The sequence below is a fragment of the Lactivibrio alcoholicus genome (assembly GCF_055390895.1).
Genome location: NZ_AP042471.1, coordinates 1,139,916 through 1,154,960, shown reverse-complemented (window position 1 = coordinate 1,154,960; position 15,045 = coordinate 1,139,916). Strand labels below are relative to the sequence as shown.

General features: G+C 59.5%; 12 protein-coding genes. 3 read left to right on the top strand and 9 right to left on the bottom strand.

The annotated features are described in order from the left end of the window. The first annotated feature begins 117 nt into the window (after positions 1 to 117). On the top strand, positions 118 to 333 hold the full coding sequence (locus tag ACZ5IU_RS05490; protein ID WP_464421187.1) for a hypothetical protein: 216 nt from the start codon (positions 118 to 120) through the stop codon (positions 331 to 333). Positions 334 to 494: 161 nt separating this feature from the next. Then, on the top strand, positions 495 to 1,172 hold the full coding sequence (locus ACZ5IU_RS05485; RefSeq protein WP_464421186.1) for a class I SAM-dependent methyltransferase: 678 nt from the start codon (positions 495 to 497) through the stop codon (positions 1,170 to 1,172). Between the two features lie 43 nt (positions 1,173 to 1,215). On the opposite strand, the gene ACZ5IU_RS05480 is transcribed toward ACZ5IU_RS05485, so the two are convergent. Further along, entirely contained in the window at positions 1,216 to 2,259 is a 1,044-nt protein-coding gene (locus ACZ5IU_RS05480) for a threonine aldolase family protein (protein WP_464421185.1), read from the bottom strand. Positions 2,260 to 2,416: 157 nt separating this feature from the next. On the opposite strand from ACZ5IU_RS05480, the gene pepV reads away from it, so the two are divergent. After that, complete coding sequence (gene pepV / locus ACZ5IU_RS05475; RefSeq protein ID WP_464421184.1) at positions 2,417 to 3,805, top strand: dipeptidase PepV; 1,389 nt, start codon at positions 2,417 to 2,419, stop codon at positions 3,803 to 3,805. Between the two features lie 86 nt (positions 3,806 to 3,891). Here the strand turns inward: pepV and ACZ5IU_RS05470 are convergent, their stop codons facing one another. From ACZ5IU_RS05470 to ACZ5IU_RS05435, 8 genes are all read right to left on the bottom strand, one after another. Continuing rightward, positions 3,892 to 4,983, bottom strand: coding sequence for a mandelate racemase/muconate lactonizing enzyme family protein (locus tag ACZ5IU_RS05470; RefSeq protein ID WP_464421183.1), 1,092 nt, complete (start codon positions 4,981 to 4,983; stop codon positions 3,892 to 3,894). Positions 4,984 to 4,993: 10 nt separating this feature from the next. After that, complete coding sequence (locus tag ACZ5IU_RS05465) at positions 4,994 to 6,184, bottom strand: DUF819 family protein (RefSeq protein ID WP_464421182.1); 1,191 nt, start codon at positions 6,182 to 6,184, stop codon at positions 4,994 to 4,996. A gap of 167 nt (positions 6,185 to 6,351) precedes the next feature. Next, positions 6,352 to 6,678: a DUF3870 domain-containing protein gene (locus ACZ5IU_RS05460; RefSeq protein WP_464421181.1), complete on the bottom strand. Its 327-nt coding sequence runs from the start codon at positions 6,676 to 6,678 to the stop codon at positions 6,352 to 6,354. Between the two features lie 157 nt (positions 6,679 to 6,835). Next, positions 6,836 to 7,801 carry a cysteine synthase A gene (gene cysK / locus ACZ5IU_RS05455; protein ID WP_464421180.1) on the bottom strand — a complete coding sequence of 322 codons (966 nt, stop codon included), beginning with the start codon at positions 7,799 to 7,801 and terminating at the stop codon, positions 6,836 to 6,838. A gap of 45 nt (positions 7,802 to 7,846) precedes the next feature. Beyond that, on the bottom strand, positions 7,847 to 8,491 hold the full coding sequence (epsC, locus tag ACZ5IU_RS05450; RefSeq protein WP_464421179.1) for a serine O-acetyltransferase EpsC: 645 nt from the start codon (positions 8,489 to 8,491) through the stop codon (positions 7,847 to 7,849). Between the two features lie 513 nt (positions 8,492 to 9,004). Continuing rightward, positions 9,005 to 9,646 carry a DUF4276 family protein gene (locus tag ACZ5IU_RS05445; protein WP_464421178.1) on the bottom strand — a complete coding sequence of 214 codons (642 nt, stop codon included), beginning with the start codon at positions 9,644 to 9,646 and terminating at the stop codon, positions 9,005 to 9,007. Then, positions 9,636 to 10,937, bottom strand: coding sequence for an AAA family ATPase (locus ACZ5IU_RS05440; protein ID WP_464421177.1), 1,302 nt, complete (start codon positions 10,935 to 10,937; stop codon positions 9,636 to 9,638). The genes ACZ5IU_RS05445 and ACZ5IU_RS05440 overlap by 11 nt, the downstream gene beginning before the upstream one ends. A 171-nt stretch (positions 10,938 to 11,108) precedes the next feature. Continuing rightward, positions 11,109 to 14,963, bottom strand: a complete 3,855-nt coding sequence (locus tag ACZ5IU_RS05435; protein ID WP_464421176.1) for an SIR2 family NAD-dependent protein deacylase — start codon at positions 14,961 to 14,963, stop codon at positions 11,109 to 11,111. Positions 14,964 to 15,045: the final 82 nt, after the last annotated feature.

The window sequence follows — 15,045 nt, the reverse complement described above, 5'->3', positions numbered from 1 at the left end:
GTTGCCGCGACCGTTTTCGCGTCGTCCCGGCAATGAGACGCGGGAATGCCGGCGCTCCTGATACAATAGCACCAGGCGCGTTATGGGCAAAATTCGCGCCTTTCTGGAGGGATGACCATGCGAAAGACGGCTCCGGCCGGAATTCTGCGCTTCCTGAACGCTCCGGCGCGACGGCAGGCGGCCGGATCGAACGGATATCGCCCCGGCCCCATCGACTTCGCATCCGCCGACGCCGCGCGGGCGAAGCTCGAGGAAGGCCGCTCCGGGAGGACGGCGCTGCCGCTTCCGCTCCTCGCGGCCGGGAGGCGGTTCCGTAAGAACACGGGCGCCTGACGTTGCGCGCACTCCTTCGGGTGCTCCGCGCGGACATGACCCGAAAAACGAGATGCGTATGATGGAACTCTGGACGAGGATTCGAAATTTCTCCCGATGCGTGAAACGGATTATTTCGTTCCGGAACGAAACGCGCGGGAGCGACACGGAGGGAGAGAAGCATGACGGACAACTATTACGCGCAGAAGCTGAACGCCTCGAACCTGTACCGCGTGTACGAGACGCGGATCGAACGGGTGAAGCGATACCTCGACGCGGAAATCGACTTCGTGCGCCGCAGCCTGCGCGGCGACGAACGAGTCCTCGAACTCGGGGCGGGGTACGGGCGGATCATGAAGAAACTCGCCCCCTTCGCGGCATCGATTACGGGGATCGATATCTCGGAGGACTCCGTCGCGTTCGGGCGGGAGTATCTCGCGGACGCGACGAACTGCCGCATCGAGACGATGGACGCCCACGCGATCGCGTTCGACGCGGAGTTCGACGTCGTCCTCTGCCTCCAGAACGCCCTGTCGGCGATGAAGGGCGACGCGGCCGACACGGTCGCGCGCTGCGTGAAGTCCCTCGTTCCGGGCGGAACGCTCTATTGCAGCAGCTACAGCCCGAAGTTCTGGGAGCATCGGCTGGCCTGGTTCCGCGAACAGGCCGACAAGGGACTCCTCGGCGCGATCGACGATGAGAAGACGCGCGACGGGCTCATCGTCTGCCGTGACGGCTTCGTCGCGCGGACCTTCTCTCCCGGCGACCTCGAATCACTCGGACGCGCGAGCGGATATCCGTACAGAATCGAGGAGGTCGACGACTCGAGCGTGTTCCTCGTGATCCGGAAGGGAGCGTGAGCCCCTTCCGCCGCGATCGCCGCGGAACATGCGTTCCGGATTCTCAGTTCCGGCGTCCGGCGAGACGCTTCAGGTCCCCGAGGAACATCCCGACCTTTTCGGGCTTCGTCGCCCAGGACGTCACGAGCCGGATCGAAGAGTGCGCTTCGTCGGTCCGCGACCACACGTAGAAGCCATACGTCTTCTGCAGGTCGGCGATCATCGCGTCCGGGAGGATCGGGAAGATCTGGTTCGTCGGGGACTGCGTGAGGAACGGAAAACCGAGTGCGGCGATTCCGCCGGCGAGCTCGGCCGCCATCGCGTTGGCGTGCCGCGCGAGGTCGAAATAGAGGGAGTCCTCGAAGAGCGCCGCGAATTGCGCCCCGATCAGGCGTCCCTTCGCGAGAAGCGCGCCGCGCTGTTTCATGTGGAACCGGAAATTTTCCCGCAGTTCGGGCCGCGTGATTACGATCGCCTCGCCGAGGAGGGCGCCGTTCTTGGTGCCGCCGATATAGAACATGTCGACGAGGCGCGCGATGTCCGCGAGCGTCACGTCGGATTCTTCGCAGGCGAGCGCCGAGCCGAGCCTCGCGCCGTCGAGGTAGAGACAGAGCCCCTTTTCGCGGCAGACCGCCGAGATCGCTTCGAGGTCGGTCCTCCGGTAGATCGTTCCGACTTCGGTCGAGTTCGAGATGAAGACGACCCGCGGGCGGACCATGTGTTCGTCCGTATGCGCGTCGACGAGCGCTCGGATCTGGTCTGGAGCGATCCTGCCGTCCAGGGAGGGGAGCGCGTGGACCTTGTGTCCCGTGGCCTCGATGGCGCCGGTTTCGTGGACGTTGATGTGGCCGGACTCGACGGCCACGACCGAGTCGAAGGATCGGAGCATGGAGTTCAGGCAGAGCAGGTTCGCCTGCGTGCCGCCGGAGACGAAATGGACGGCCGCGTCGGAGGCGTCCGCCCGCTTTCGGATCATATCCGCCGCGCGGATGCACAGCGAATCGTTGCCGTATCCGTCCTCCTGATCGAGATTCGTTCCGGCGAGAAGTTCCAGAATTCTCGGGTGCGCTCCCTCCGAGTAGTCGTTGAAGAAACGGTATGCGTACATCGGATAGACCCTCCCTGCGATACGTCGGTGTCTCGTCCCGCGGATTCGGAATCTCCCGCGGTTCTTTCTCCGGCGCAAGTATACATCCTCTCGGACGAGGCGGGGGGGATGTGGCATAATATCGTTGTATGCGATTTTTCCGAAGGAGGAACGAACCATGATCGAAAATTACGTCGCCGCGCTGAAGGACGAAATCGTCGAGGCCGTGTGCGCCTCCGTTCGCATCTCGAGCGTCGCGGGGGATCCGGAACCTGGCGCGCCGTTCGGTTCCGGGCCGAAAAAGGCGCTCGACTGGACGCTGGATCTCGCGAAACGCATGGGTTTCCGGACCGGCAGCGTGGACAACATGGCCGGTTGGGCCGAGATCGGAGAGGGCAGCGAAATGGTCGCGGTCCTGGGACACCTCGACGTCGTTCCCGAAGGCGACGGATGGACCTATCCGCCGTACGGCGGCGAGATTCACGATGGCATGATCTACGGCCGCGGAGTGCTCGACGACAAGGGGCCGACGATCGGGGCGCTGTTCGCGATGAAGGCGGTCCGGCAGAGCGGCGTGAAGCTCTCCCGTCGGGTTCGCGTGATCTTCGGGACGAACGAGGAACGCGGCAGTGCGTGCATGAAGCGCTACGTCGAGTCGGGGCAGGATCTTCCCGTCGCGGGGTTCACGCCCGACGCGGAGTATCCCGTGATCTTCGCGGAGAAGGGCGTTCTCGGTCTGGACCTCGAGTCGCAGTTCACGCCGGAAGGGCCCGTCCGGGTCGTGTCGATGTCCGGCGGCGTCGCGAAAAACGTCGTCGCGGAACACGCGACCGTCGAAATCGAGACGGACTCCCCAGGCCGCAAGCGCGTCCTCGACGCGGCGCGCGCGTGGAAGGGACCGGATAAAAGCTCTGTCACGATCGCTGAAGCGGGGAACAGAGTGACGCTCGCGTTTTCCGGCGTTCCCGCGCACGGTAGCACTCCCGAAAAAGGAGTAAACGCGATCCTGTGCCTCTTCGACTTCTGCGCCGGCCTCAATCTGCCCGGCCGGCAGGGGGCCTTCTTCGCCGACGCGGTTCGCCTGATCGGGCATGAAACCGACGGAAAGAGCCTCGGGGCGGCGATGGCCGACGATGTGTCCGGCCCGCTGACCGTGTGCGTCGGAATGCTTTCGGGCGACGAGAAGAAAGCGTCGTTCACGATCAACATCCGCTATCCGATCTCGAAGAAGATGGCCGACGTGATGACCCCGATCGAAGCGGCCTTCGGCGCGAGCTGCGTCCGCATCGCGGGAACGAGCAACGCGAACCCTCTTCACGTCCCGAAGGATTCGGCGCTCGTGACGACGCTGCGCCGCGTCTACAGCGAGGAGACGGGCACGGACCCGGAACCGCTCGCGATCGGCGGCGGAACGTACGCCAAGACGATGCCGAACGTCGTGGCCTTCGGCCCGATCCACCCGGGGCAGGACTACGTGATCCACGCGGCCGACGAGTGCTGGTCCGTGGACGACCTCATGGGCGCCGTCCGGATGGCCGCGAAGGCCATGATCGAACTGGCGAAGTAGCGACGCCTCACGACGCAAACAAGAGAGGGGCGGCCTGAAAAGGCCGCCCCTCCGTGTTTCCGCGAAATCCTCCGACGGGAGATGTCCTAGGAAACGAACCGGACGCCCTCGACCGCCGTGATGCCGAGCCCCGGCGCGTCGGGCAGCGAAATGGCGGAGCGTTCGTACGTCGCGCCCCCCGTGACGGGGTCCGCGCTGCACAGGATCGGCGGGTCCATGTCGTAGCGCGTGAAGATCCGCTTCGCGGACGCGAGGTGGCACGCCGCCGTGACGGAAACCTTGCTCTCCATCATCGCGCCGATCATGCACTCCACGCCGGCCGTCTCGGCCATCGCGCAGATCTTGAGCGCCTGGTGGATGCCGCCCGTCTTCATGAGCTTGATGTTGATCAGGTCCGCCGCGCGCATCGACAGGATCGTCATCGCGTCGCGCGCGGAGAAAACCGCCTCGTCGGCCAGAATCAGCGTCTCCACCGAATCGGTGACGGTCTTGAGCCCGTCGAAGTCGTACCCCTTCACGGGCTGTTCGACGAGTTCGATGCCGAGCCCCTTGTCCTCCATGAAGCGGATGGCCCGGACGGCCTCCTTCACGGTCCACCCCTGATTCGCGTCGGCCCGGAGCAGAATCCGCTCGCCCACGGCGTCGCGGATCGCAGTCAGGCGCTCCATGTCCTTCCGGAGATCCGTTCCGACCTTGATCTTGAGCGCGTCGTAGCCCTCCGCGACGGCCTCCATGCTGTCGCGCACCATCTCGTCGGGTTCGTTGACGCTGATCGTGTAGTCGGTCGAAATGGCCCGTCCGTCGCCGCCGAGAAGCCGGTAGAGCGGCATTCCGAACTGCTTCGCGCGAAGGTCGTAAAGCGCGATGTCCACGGCCGCCTTCGCCGATCCGTTGTGGACGAGCGAGTTTCCGAGCGTCGTCATGATGTCGTCGAAGTCGTCCATGTCGCGCCCGACGAGCAGGGGCCGGATGCGCTCCCCGATCGCGCCCGCGATGGAGCCATCCGTGTCGCCCGTGATGACGGCCGTCGGCGGCGCCTCGCCGTACCCCGCGAGGGCGGCGTCCGTCTCAACGACCACGATATTCGTAACCACCTCTTTGGCCACCCGGAGAGCGGTCTTGAATGGTTTTTTAAGCGGTATGGCGAGTTTCCCCAGCCGGATGTCCGTAATCCTCATATCGTCACACCTACACCATCATCGAGAGGATCTTCGCTGTCATCAGCCCTCCGGCGGTTCCCACGACGTATCCCATCAGCGCCATCAGGACGCCCACCGGAACGAGCGTTTCCTTGTAGGACGCGGCCAAAACGGGCGCGGAGGCGACGGCGCCGATGTTCGCGAGGCTCGCGACGGCGCACGTGAAGAGGTCGAGCTTGAAGATCTTGGCGATGATGCACATCAGCACCATGTGAATTCCGAGGATCACGAAGCCCGCCGCGAGGTAGTAGGGCGCGTCCGCGAGTTCCTTGAACGAGGCGCGAGAGGCGATCAGGCAGATGACGAGGTAGAGCATCGTCACGGAGACCTGCGAGGAGCCCGGGACCTTCGACATCGGCGTGAGCGCTCCGAGAATGCCGAGAATCGTCGCGATGACGATCGTCATTGTGCTCACCGAGAGGAAGTCGCTCTTTCCGAACACGGCGATGAGCTGCGGCGACACGATCGACGCGAGGAACGACGAGACGGCGGCCGCGAGAAGGCCGGAGCCGAGGAGCAGCGTCAGATCGGCGGTTTCGATCTTGGTGCGCGCGTTGTCCTTGATGTTGGAAAGCATCTCGCCGACTTCGTCGATCACCTTCGTGTCGGACTTCGTCCACGCGTTGAACTTGTGCGCGAGCGGCACGGTCGCGAGAAGGAAGATGACCCACAGCGAATAGTTCACGTTATCGACGAGAAGCGTGTAGCCCATCGCCGAGTCGTTGATCCCGAGCGCGCCCTGGATCGCGACCATGTTGGCCGTTCCGCCGATCCAGCTTCCGGCGAGCGCGCCCCAGGTCTTCCACGCCTCGGACGGGAAGCCGTTCTTCATGAACGCGAACATGACGACGAACCCGATCATGATCGTGATGGTCGCCGAGAAGAAGCCGACGAGCATCCTGGGCCCGAGTTTCATGATCTTGCGGATGTCGCAGCGAAGCAGCATCAGGAAGATCATCGCGGGAATCAGATTGCCTCGGACGACCTTGTAGGTGGCCTTGATGTCATCCGTGTTGCTCCACATGTTGAACGTCGCCATGAGCATGCAGCCGATGTACAGAATGACGGGCGTCGGAACGTACTTGAAGAACGCGTTGTCCTTGTACTTCATTTCGATGAATGAAACCACTCCCGCAAAACACGCCAGAAACGCAAGATACGTGAAACCGCTGGTGATCACAAAGTACCCCTCCCTGTTCCGTACGGATCCCCGCCCCCAGGGGCGGGAAAATAAAAAACGGCGAACAACGGGTCTCGAGCGGACCCACTGTTCGCCGGATTTCATCCCCTTGCGTCGGTGAGAGGCCCCTCACCCGACCGAAGGACGAAGCAGCGTGCGCTGTTCGATTATTGCCCGGAGATTTCCCGGAACTTCTTCACCGCATCCCTGTAGGCCGCGACGATGGCCTTCTGGGACGACCCGTGATACCGATCCTGAACCTGCGAGACGATCAGCGCGTCGTCCCGGATCATGCGCCGTCCGACGAACAGATCCCGGATGAAACGGTTCGTCACCTCGACGGTGACCGAGGCCCCGCAGTCCGCGATCTCTCCCGTGGACGGATCCACGACGAGGGAAAGAAAGAACTGGCTGTACTGCAGGGTGATCGGATTGTCGCTCGTCGTCCGCGAGTTTCCTACGAGGAGCAGGGAATCATCAGAATAATATGTCATTAATTCTACCACCCCCGGGATGCTTTCGTCCAGAGTCTGCGATGCGAGATGCCGTTCCACATGATAACTCAAGTATCGCAGCATCCTGACGGTTGATAGACCCTCGGAGTTTCGACGGCATCATCGCTTACGACAATTTCCGCCGAGATCGCTCTTTCTATCTCAGGTGTCCGAACAGGGCCGTGCTCAGGTACCGCTCTCCGGCATCGGGAAGCAGCGCGACGATGAGCTTGCCCTCATTCTCCGTGAGCGCCGCCAGACGGCTTGCGGCGGCGACCGCCGCTCCCCCGGAAATTCCGCTCGTGACTCCCTCTTCGACATGGAGTCTCCGGGCGAATTCAAGCGCTTCCTCGTTGGATACCGTCGCGATCTCGTCGATCAGGTCGAGATCGAGAACATCCGGCCTGAATCCTGCGCCGATGCCCTGGATATCGTGCGGTCCCGGCTTCGGCGTCTCGCCGTTCCGGATCGCCGTGAGGACGGGCGAGCCTGCGGGTTCCACGGCAACGGAACGAATCGCCTTCCCGCGATCGTGTTTGATATAGCGGCTCACGCCCGTGATCGTGCCACCGGTTCCCACGCCGGAAACGAAAATGTCGATCATGCCGTCCGTATCGTTCCAGATCTCCGGGCCGGTTGTCCGGAAGTGAATCTCCGGGTTTACGGGATTGCTGAATTGTTGCGGGATGTAGAAGCGCGACGGATCCGATGCCGCGAATTCCTCGGCTTTCGCAACCGCGCCGGCCATGCCCTTCGCCCCGTCGGTCAGGAAGATGTTCGCCCCGAATGCCGCGAGCATCTTCCGCCGTTCGGTCGACATCGTCTCGGGCATGGTCAGCGTCAGCGGGTAGCCTCGCGACGCGCAGACGAACGCAAGCGCGATACCCGTATTGCCGCTGGTCGGTTCGATCACGGTGACATCTTTCGAACCGGGGGTGAGAATCCCCTTGCGTTCTGCCGCCCGGATCATCGCGGCGCCGACGCGGTCCTTCACGGAGCCGGCGGGATTCCGTCCCTCCGTCTTGACGAGCAGCGTGACGGACAACCCTTTCGTAATCCTGTTGATTTTTATGAGAGGCGTATTGCCTATCGCGAGACTATTGTCGTCGAATATATGCGCCATTGGATATCCCTCCGCAGTATGTACAGGATATGTCCTCGTCCATGTTCACTTCATCCGTGGGGCGTTCCGCAGCGCGTTCAGTTCCCGTTCGAGGCGGGCCACCTTCTCCGTGAGAACTTGAAGGGGCACAGCCTCATGCGACGGAAGCGCCCCGCTTCCCCGGAGCGACCGGATCCTCGCCTTCTGTCCCACTGCCGTCGCTTCGGGCGGAACGTTTTCCAGGACGATGGCCCCCGCGCCGACGCGCGCGTTCCGGCCGATCACGACGGGGCCGAGAATCCGGGCGCCGCTTCCGACGAATACGCCGGATTCCAGCGTCGGGTGACGTTTCCACGTCGTTTCCTTTCCCGTTGCCCCGAGCGTCACGCCCTGAAAGAGCAGGACGTTGTCCCCGATTTCCGCGCTCTCCCCGATGACCACACCCATGCCGTGATCGATGAAAACGCCGTTTCCGAGCCTCGCTCCGGGGTGAATCTCGATCCCGGTCCACCATCGGACGATCAGTGCCAGAAAGCGCGGCAGAACGGGGACGCGCAGTCGCACGTGCAGATAATGATTCAGACGATGCGCCGAAACCGCGAGAAACCCCGGCGTACACAACAGAATCTCCAGCGTCCCCCGAATCCCTCGAGGAATCGAGGGATCCCTCCTCCGAACCGCCCGATAATCCTCTCTCAGACCTTCCCACACCCCATGGCCATCACCCTTTCTTTTCCCTTCGTACGGGGAAAACAAAAAAGGGGATCCGCCGACAGGCGGACCCCCTTACGATCGTATCCCGTACACGATCATACACGATTCTCATCCGCCGCGACCCGTTCCGGCCCGCGGCGACGCACAACACCCGCTACGGACCGTCCTTTCGACGCATTCCGCAACAGGGACACGTATTCAGAAACGAAAACGGGAAAGCTCTCCTTTTTTTCATTGTACGGCATTCTACTACTCTCATAGCCGTCTGACAAGTGAAGCGGCGAAGATTGTGTGGCCGGACAGGAAAAATCATAAAGGCGGGGGGAGACTTTCCGGAAAGGATGACACATGAACCTGTTCGATACGCTCAAACAGCATTTCTTCGCGCTCCGCGCCGTTCTCGTTCTGCACGGCCGAGACACTCTGGAGCGACGACCACATCTCGAAGCGGTTGCTCCGGTTCCATCTGAGTCAGAACGCCGACCTCAATTATCTGTGGAGGGTGTGGAACTATCCGGCGAGTTCACGCAACTTTTCGCAGAAATACGCAAAACTCGGCGAACGGTTCTCGGAAATGTCCATGTGTGGCGTGATCGCGCACGCCCATTTCGATTTTTCGGCGCCGACAGCCTGCCAGCCTTTTTTCTTGAGAGCTTTCGCGCCTTCGGGATAGACCGCGTCGGCCAGCCGTTCCCACGTGCCGCAGATATCGTCGTTCCTGTAGGTCTTGAGAACGGCTGTTTTCGCCTTGGGGTAGGCCTTCAGTATGGCTTCGTTGTTGCCGAGAAACCACGCCTCCATTTCTTCGACCGCGATGCAGAAACGAGCCTCGGGACGCGGGGCGCATTGACGAAGCATCCGATCGAGTTCCTGCCGGAACTGCTTGAGACATCGCGCATCGAGGTCGCAGACGACAACGACGGTGAGTTGCGGGTCGTGCTTCTTCCCGTATCCCTGCAAAAGTCTGGACAGGTTGTCCAGAAGGATTCGCTTGGTAGGGTCTGGTTTTTTGTGGATCTCCCTCGGTATTTTTCCTCCGATGCCTTTGTAGGAGTAGACCTTGAATGTATGCTTTTCGTCAATGATCTTCGGAACGAGAATATCGAGCGCCGTCTTTCCGGATGCGTCCTCGACGAAAATCTCAAAGTGCATCTTCCTGCCTCGCGTCCAGATAGTCGCTGTACCAGAGGCTGCCGAGCGGGAGCCCTTCCGCGACCAGGTTCTCGACGACGGGGTCGTCGCTGGCCCTGCGTATGGAAGAAAACCCATCGTTTCCCTTTTCGAGAACCCAGACTTCGTTTGGCTCCAGCGCGTTCACAAAATACGGCTGGTGCGTCGTAACGAAAATCTGCGCACCGCCTTTTTTCGCGGCGTGTTCCCGGAATTCCTGCGCAAGCGTTTCCAGAAGCTTGTGATAGAGCCCGTTCTCCGGTTCCTCGATACACAGAAATGGAGGCGGTACGGGATCTTCCAGCAACAGAAGATAGGCGAACACCTTCAGCGTTCCGTCGGACATCTGCGGCGCATAGAATGGGTCTGTAAATCCCTTATCGTTAAACCGGAGGAGCAATCTTCCGTCCGGAGTCTGGCTCGTATCGATCTTGTCCACTCCCGGGATTTTTCTCGCGATGCGATCAAGGAGCGAGCGGAATCGCTTCGGTTGCTCCCGTTCCATGAACTGGACGACATTGCCGAGATTATCGCCATGCATGTTCAGATGTCGCTGGGCTCCGGAAAGAGGAAGTCCTCGGGCCGCGTCGGGCGTGAAATAGCTGAGGCGCCACCCTTCGACGAATTCCCTGAACGCCGAAATCCGCGGATGCTGCTTGAGCGATCCGAGCGTCGCGATGCCGAGTTTGCGGGGGTCGGCAAGCTCGACGATTTCGGTTTCCCGGCTTTCCTCCTCGTTGTCTGCGTTTTGTATGGACTTGATGAGATCGCCCAGATCCAGCTGTCGTATCTCGTCGATTTGGCGTCCCTCCTGTTGTCCCTTCCAGGCGATTCCATGACCGTTGTCCAGGATCAGAAAAGAAAAAGGCCAGCCGTGACTCTGCCCTTTGCGTCTCTGTCGGAGACGTTCCCTTCGAACGAAAGGGCGTCCGGACGAATCGCGGTCGATGGAAACGTCATAGGTGATCGGCCGCGCGTTGCCGTCTTCCTTGTAGTACACTTCGAATTCGATGGGACCGTCCTGGCCTTGGGAATGGATGCGCTCGAACCCCCCGCGTCCGCGCAGATCGCACGCCTCCTCGACGCCGGATTTCAGGCAGTCGGCCAGAAATCCGAATGCGTCGAACAGGGAACTCTTTCCCGCGCCGTTCTTTCCGATAACGGCCGTCATCGGCGTCAGAGGCTCCGCCTTCTGCCGGTTCCAGAGTTTGCCGAGCGTGATATCGCGCAAAACGCGATAGTTCTTTATCCTGATGCCCTCGATTCTGGCCATCTGTTCTCCTCCTGTCCCGGAACGGAAAACGTATCTTCATTTACGGGGTCCGTCTGATGCTACCACAGAACAATCGATCGTCGGGCGTTGTATTCGCGCCGCAACTGTATCCAAGTGGACTGTTTTGACGTGAGAAGCGTATGTCGTCGCCACAGTGTAACGGGATGGGACTCATTCAATCGTAAACGCGCGCCGCACCTCCGGAAGCGGATCATCCGTGCAGGACTTTCGCCACAATTCCAACGGACTGAGGTCGATGCCTTCTGTGTCGATGCGTTTGCACCACTTTTGCAGCTCGAAAGCGAATTCGGCGAGAGCGGTGCGAAGCGCGGGACGCTCGTCTTCACAGAAATCCCCGGGCGCTTCTTCTGGTGCAGGCAGGCAAGTTGCGTGACGCCACGGAATAAGACTTGCGATGAGCAGATCGATCCGCATTTCGTTCTTTAGCGCTGTCAATTCGTCCGGCGCTTCGATAAACAGAATGGTCATTTCTCCGAGAATGGGGAGTATTCCGGGTTTGCGTCGGACAATGATGCGAGCGGTCAGGAGCGTCATCAGGCGGGGTGGAAATGGCGGGACCAGTTTCAAGGCGGCAAGCCGGATCCAGTTGTAAACTGCGTCTGCGGCTGCTGCAACGGCGCTTTCATCGTCCGAACGCAGATCATCGGCGATCGTCTTTTCGACGGAATCCGCTTTCCCGGAACGGTGCAAAAGAACGTATGGCAGTGCGACGGTTGGGAAGACGCCGACCTCTTTGATGTTTTGGAACAAGTCCGAGAGTTCCTGCCAATCGTTTTCGGTCGCCCAGTCCATAGTAGGGAGGACTGCGTGAGCGAAAAAGACGCCAAACGTATGCAATGCTTTGAATTCTGCAGACGCATAATGAGGGTTGATATTTTTTTGCGTTAAAAAATAATGCTTTTTTGCGTCCCACCATTCAAAAATTTTTGAATATAATCGCTTCCCTTCTTCGGCGCTCCACTCGATTCCGATGTTTCCCCAATTTCTGGAGAGGAGCATCGGTTTTGTTGCATGAAGCACTTCATGGAAAAAAGATGCTTGCTTTTCAGACCGCTTGATGTTTTCCTCTAAAGATCCTTTGGGCGCGAAGAGTTCGAAATCGAATGGAAGAAGACTGTTTTTGACCGCCTGATATACGTCGATATCTTGGGAATGAACGGGAAGACGAAGAAAATCGCCTCTATAGAGCGGAAGATCGGGAAGTCCATCCTCCGCCCTCTCGCTCCATAGAAGCTCGCCGAAACGGCGTTGTTGGTCTGCTGTCATGCCCCCGATAGCGTAGACGCGAATGAGGCGAAGAATCGCCTCTTTTCGCGCTCCGCCGATTTCGACGCTGCTTTTTTTGATAAGTCTCTCCGTCGCACTGTGGGTTTTTTCGGCAAGAACGGGATGCTGTTTTGCGGCGCTTTCTATTTCCACGTATCTCTCGACCGGAAAAACTTCTATCGGTTCTTTGCAGGAATCTTCATCCGTGTATAGCGGCAAGCCGATGACTTCGGGGAGCCACTCAAGCAGCAGTTCTCCGTTCGCCGCCTGAAATAGTCTCTCGAACAAAGAAATGACAATGCCGTGCTGTCGAACGAGCCGAAGCTTGTACAACGAGATTGCGAGAGGGAACATTTCCTTCAACCTGTCAGTCCCGACTCTGAACGCAAGACGCGAGACGACTTCCGGCAACAGATCGAGCAGTCTTTCCTGCATGGAATCGATTGCGATGGACTCCGATGTGCGTGGTGTTTCGTTTCTGAGAGCGTTCAGGCACCAGTCGAAAACCGATGTCGCAAGGTCCTGGTCCATGACGGCAATCTGCGCTCTGCTCAGGAAGGTTTCCTTCAGCTTCTCGAGTTTTCCCGCACGGATGAGCAAGGCCGGGCTCCAGAAGCCAATAAAGGGAGCGATCCAGCCGCAGGCATTCACCAAAGCGTCACCCGCTGTGTCCTTGTATTGCACACGCATGGGCAATCCCGTCTTTTCGAAAAGCCGAATATAGGCGAACCCGGGAAGAAACTGGGATATTTGATCCCTTGCCGAACTCCGTGACGGGAAAATCTTGCCCGGGTCGAATCCCTGAACCGTGAGTTCGGCTTTCTGTAACTTGGGAGTCGACCGTGCCAGCGCGGAGGTGAATTCCTCTCTCAAGAACCACGGACTGCAATCCCAGGTTTTGAGTTCCTGCCAACGTTTCCGGAATTCCTCATGAACGTTTCGAACGTTTTTGTAGTCGAGCGCAGGTTCTACAAGGTACAGCATGTATGTACACCACCCCTCAAGAGACAAGAGTTCGATGCTCTGTCCCTGAAGGTGCAATGCTTTCCGGATATCCGTCAATGTCTTTCGGAGCAGTTCCCGGGCGTATCCGGTTTCATCCAGTTCCGCGAGCAATCCGGCTTTCCATAGGGAGGCCAAAGGCGAACGCGACGCGGGGCGCCATTCGGAAAGGGTGCTCTTGGCCTCGTCGCGCTTCACGTTCCACATAGCCCAGAGAGTGGACTCGTAAGTGCGCCGGTCGAGGTGTGCGGGATGCTTTTTTGACATTTCGCCGATTTTTTCATCTAGGGCGCCCCATCGACGCGCGTCATAGGACTCCCGTGCTTCGCGAAGCAACCCGAAAGCAAGCTCGAACCACGCATCAACGAGGTCCGAGTCGCTTGTTGGGAGGAATTCCGACCGGGGGAGAGTGAGTGTCCCGTCCGAAAGACGTTGAAAGAGGTCGTCGACCGCTTTCTCGAACGGCCCGATCGAATCCGGAAAGAGCGGAATCAGCGCGGTTTCCAGGCGCCAGTTGATTTCCCGAAACAACAGCGCGCGCTCTTCCGCAGTCCAGTCTTGGACCTGCCTCGCGAGATATGAAATCCATTCTTTGGTGTTCTCCCATAGGAGTGAACGTCTGGCTCCGTTCGCCACGATCCAGCCGGGATACCGGAGCCTCTCAAACCGCCATCGGGAGAATATTGCAAGTTCGTAGTTCTCAGGAATTTTAGGTCGTGAGGAAGGAATGGCCTCAGGTGTCGCCTTATCACTAAAAAAAAGTCGGGGTAGTTTTCCCGGAAGCCGTCCTGAGAACGAAACGCCAGTCATGGGCCAGTTTTCCGGACGAGCCGGACGTTGTGCATGGAGGCTACGCAAGAACCATTCGAGCGAATCCGTATGAATTTTTTCCGGGGACCAAGATGGGAAAACGGGCGACAGATCGATGGGCGTGACGCCTCGACTCTTGAGAAGGGAACGTTCCGCGCTTGTACTCCGCAACGGTCCGACCAGATAAATCGGCGCATGATGTTCTCCCAGCTCGTCGCGAATCCAGCCGGTCCATTCCAGAAAATTCGGGTCGTCTCCGGAGAAGCCGAGGAGTACGAACGTATTTTCAATCAGGGACTGTCGCACGGTATTGACGAACGGAGCGAAACGTCGCGGATAGGATCGATAGTCCTCTTCCGTGACGATGAAGGGCGTTTGCGAAGGAAGCGAGCCGTGAAGCTTGACGATCCGGGGCGCGACAGCCGTGGTCAATTCATGCGTCGTGGTTACAGGTTGATAGTTTCTCCCGTCAATGTCGGTTCGTTCGAGCAGCGTATCGTAATTTGTCGTGAACACATCGGACCACGGGAGTTGCAATAGCAGGCCATGAAGTTCTCCGGGGCGAAAGAGGGGATCGGGAGTTTCCCTTCGTATCAGTTCTTCGAGCTTGCGCCTGCCAAATGTCGCCTCATATTCGCTTGCGATCCGAAGCGCATTCATTCCGGCGAACCATATTTTGCGCTTTTCTGCAGATTCTTTGCTGTCCGCGGCTGAGGTGGGATGCAATTCGTCAAACATCGCTCGGGTCAGTTGTTTCCACAGAGGAAAGCATGTACTTGCGCCGGGGAGCGGTTCCGCATTCAAGCTGAATCCTGCTCCGACCATGACGGCAGCCCGGGATTTTGGCCAAGCCCAGAGGTCTTGTCCCAATTGCAGAAGATGCGCTCCATCCGGAAAATCCGGGTCCATGGCGATCGCTTCCTTCATGATTCACTGTCTTCGCGCAGCATAGTCATCGACTCGTGCACGGATGTCGCCTTGAAAGAGTGGATTCGGTTTTCATTATACG

Excerpts from the sequence above, each read along its gene's own strand:
- ACZ5IU_RS05435 (WP_464421176.1), bottom strand. The coding sequence starts at position 14,963 with ATGAAGGAAGCGATCGCCATGGACCCGGATTTTCCGGATGGAGCGCAT.
- ACZ5IU_RS05485 (WP_464421186.1), top strand. The coding sequence starts at position 495 with ATGACGGACAACTATTACGCGCAGAAGCTGAACGCCTCGAACCTGTAC.
- cysK (WP_464421180.1), bottom strand. The coding sequence starts at position 7,801 with ATGGCGCATATATTCGACGACAATAGTCTCGCGATAGGCAATACGCCT.
- ACZ5IU_RS05460 (WP_464421181.1), bottom strand. The coding sequence starts at position 6,678 with ATGACATATTATTCTGATGATTCCCTGCTCCTCGTAGGAAACTCGCGG.
- ACZ5IU_RS05470 (WP_464421183.1), bottom strand. The coding sequence starts at position 4,983 with ATGAGGATTACGGACATCCGGCTGGGGAAACTCGCCATACCGCTTAAA.
- pepV (WP_464421184.1), top strand. The coding sequence starts at position 2,417 with ATGATCGAAAATTACGTCGCCGCGCTGAAGGACGAAATCGTCGAGGCC.
- ACZ5IU_RS05480 (WP_464421185.1), bottom strand. The coding sequence starts at position 2,259 with ATGTACGCATACCGTTTCTTCAACGACTACTCGGAGGGAGCGCACCCG.
- ACZ5IU_RS05490 (WP_464421187.1), top strand. The coding sequence starts at position 118 with ATGCGAAAGACGGCTCCGGCCGGAATTCTGCGCTTCCTGAACGCTCCG.
- ACZ5IU_RS05445 (WP_464421178.1), bottom strand. The coding sequence starts at position 9,646 with ATGCACTTTGAGATTTTCGTCGAGGACGCATCCGGAAAGACGGCGCTC.
- ACZ5IU_RS05440 (WP_464421177.1), bottom strand. The coding sequence starts at position 10,937 with ATGGCCAGAATCGAGGGCATCAGGATAAAGAACTATCGCGTTTTGCGC.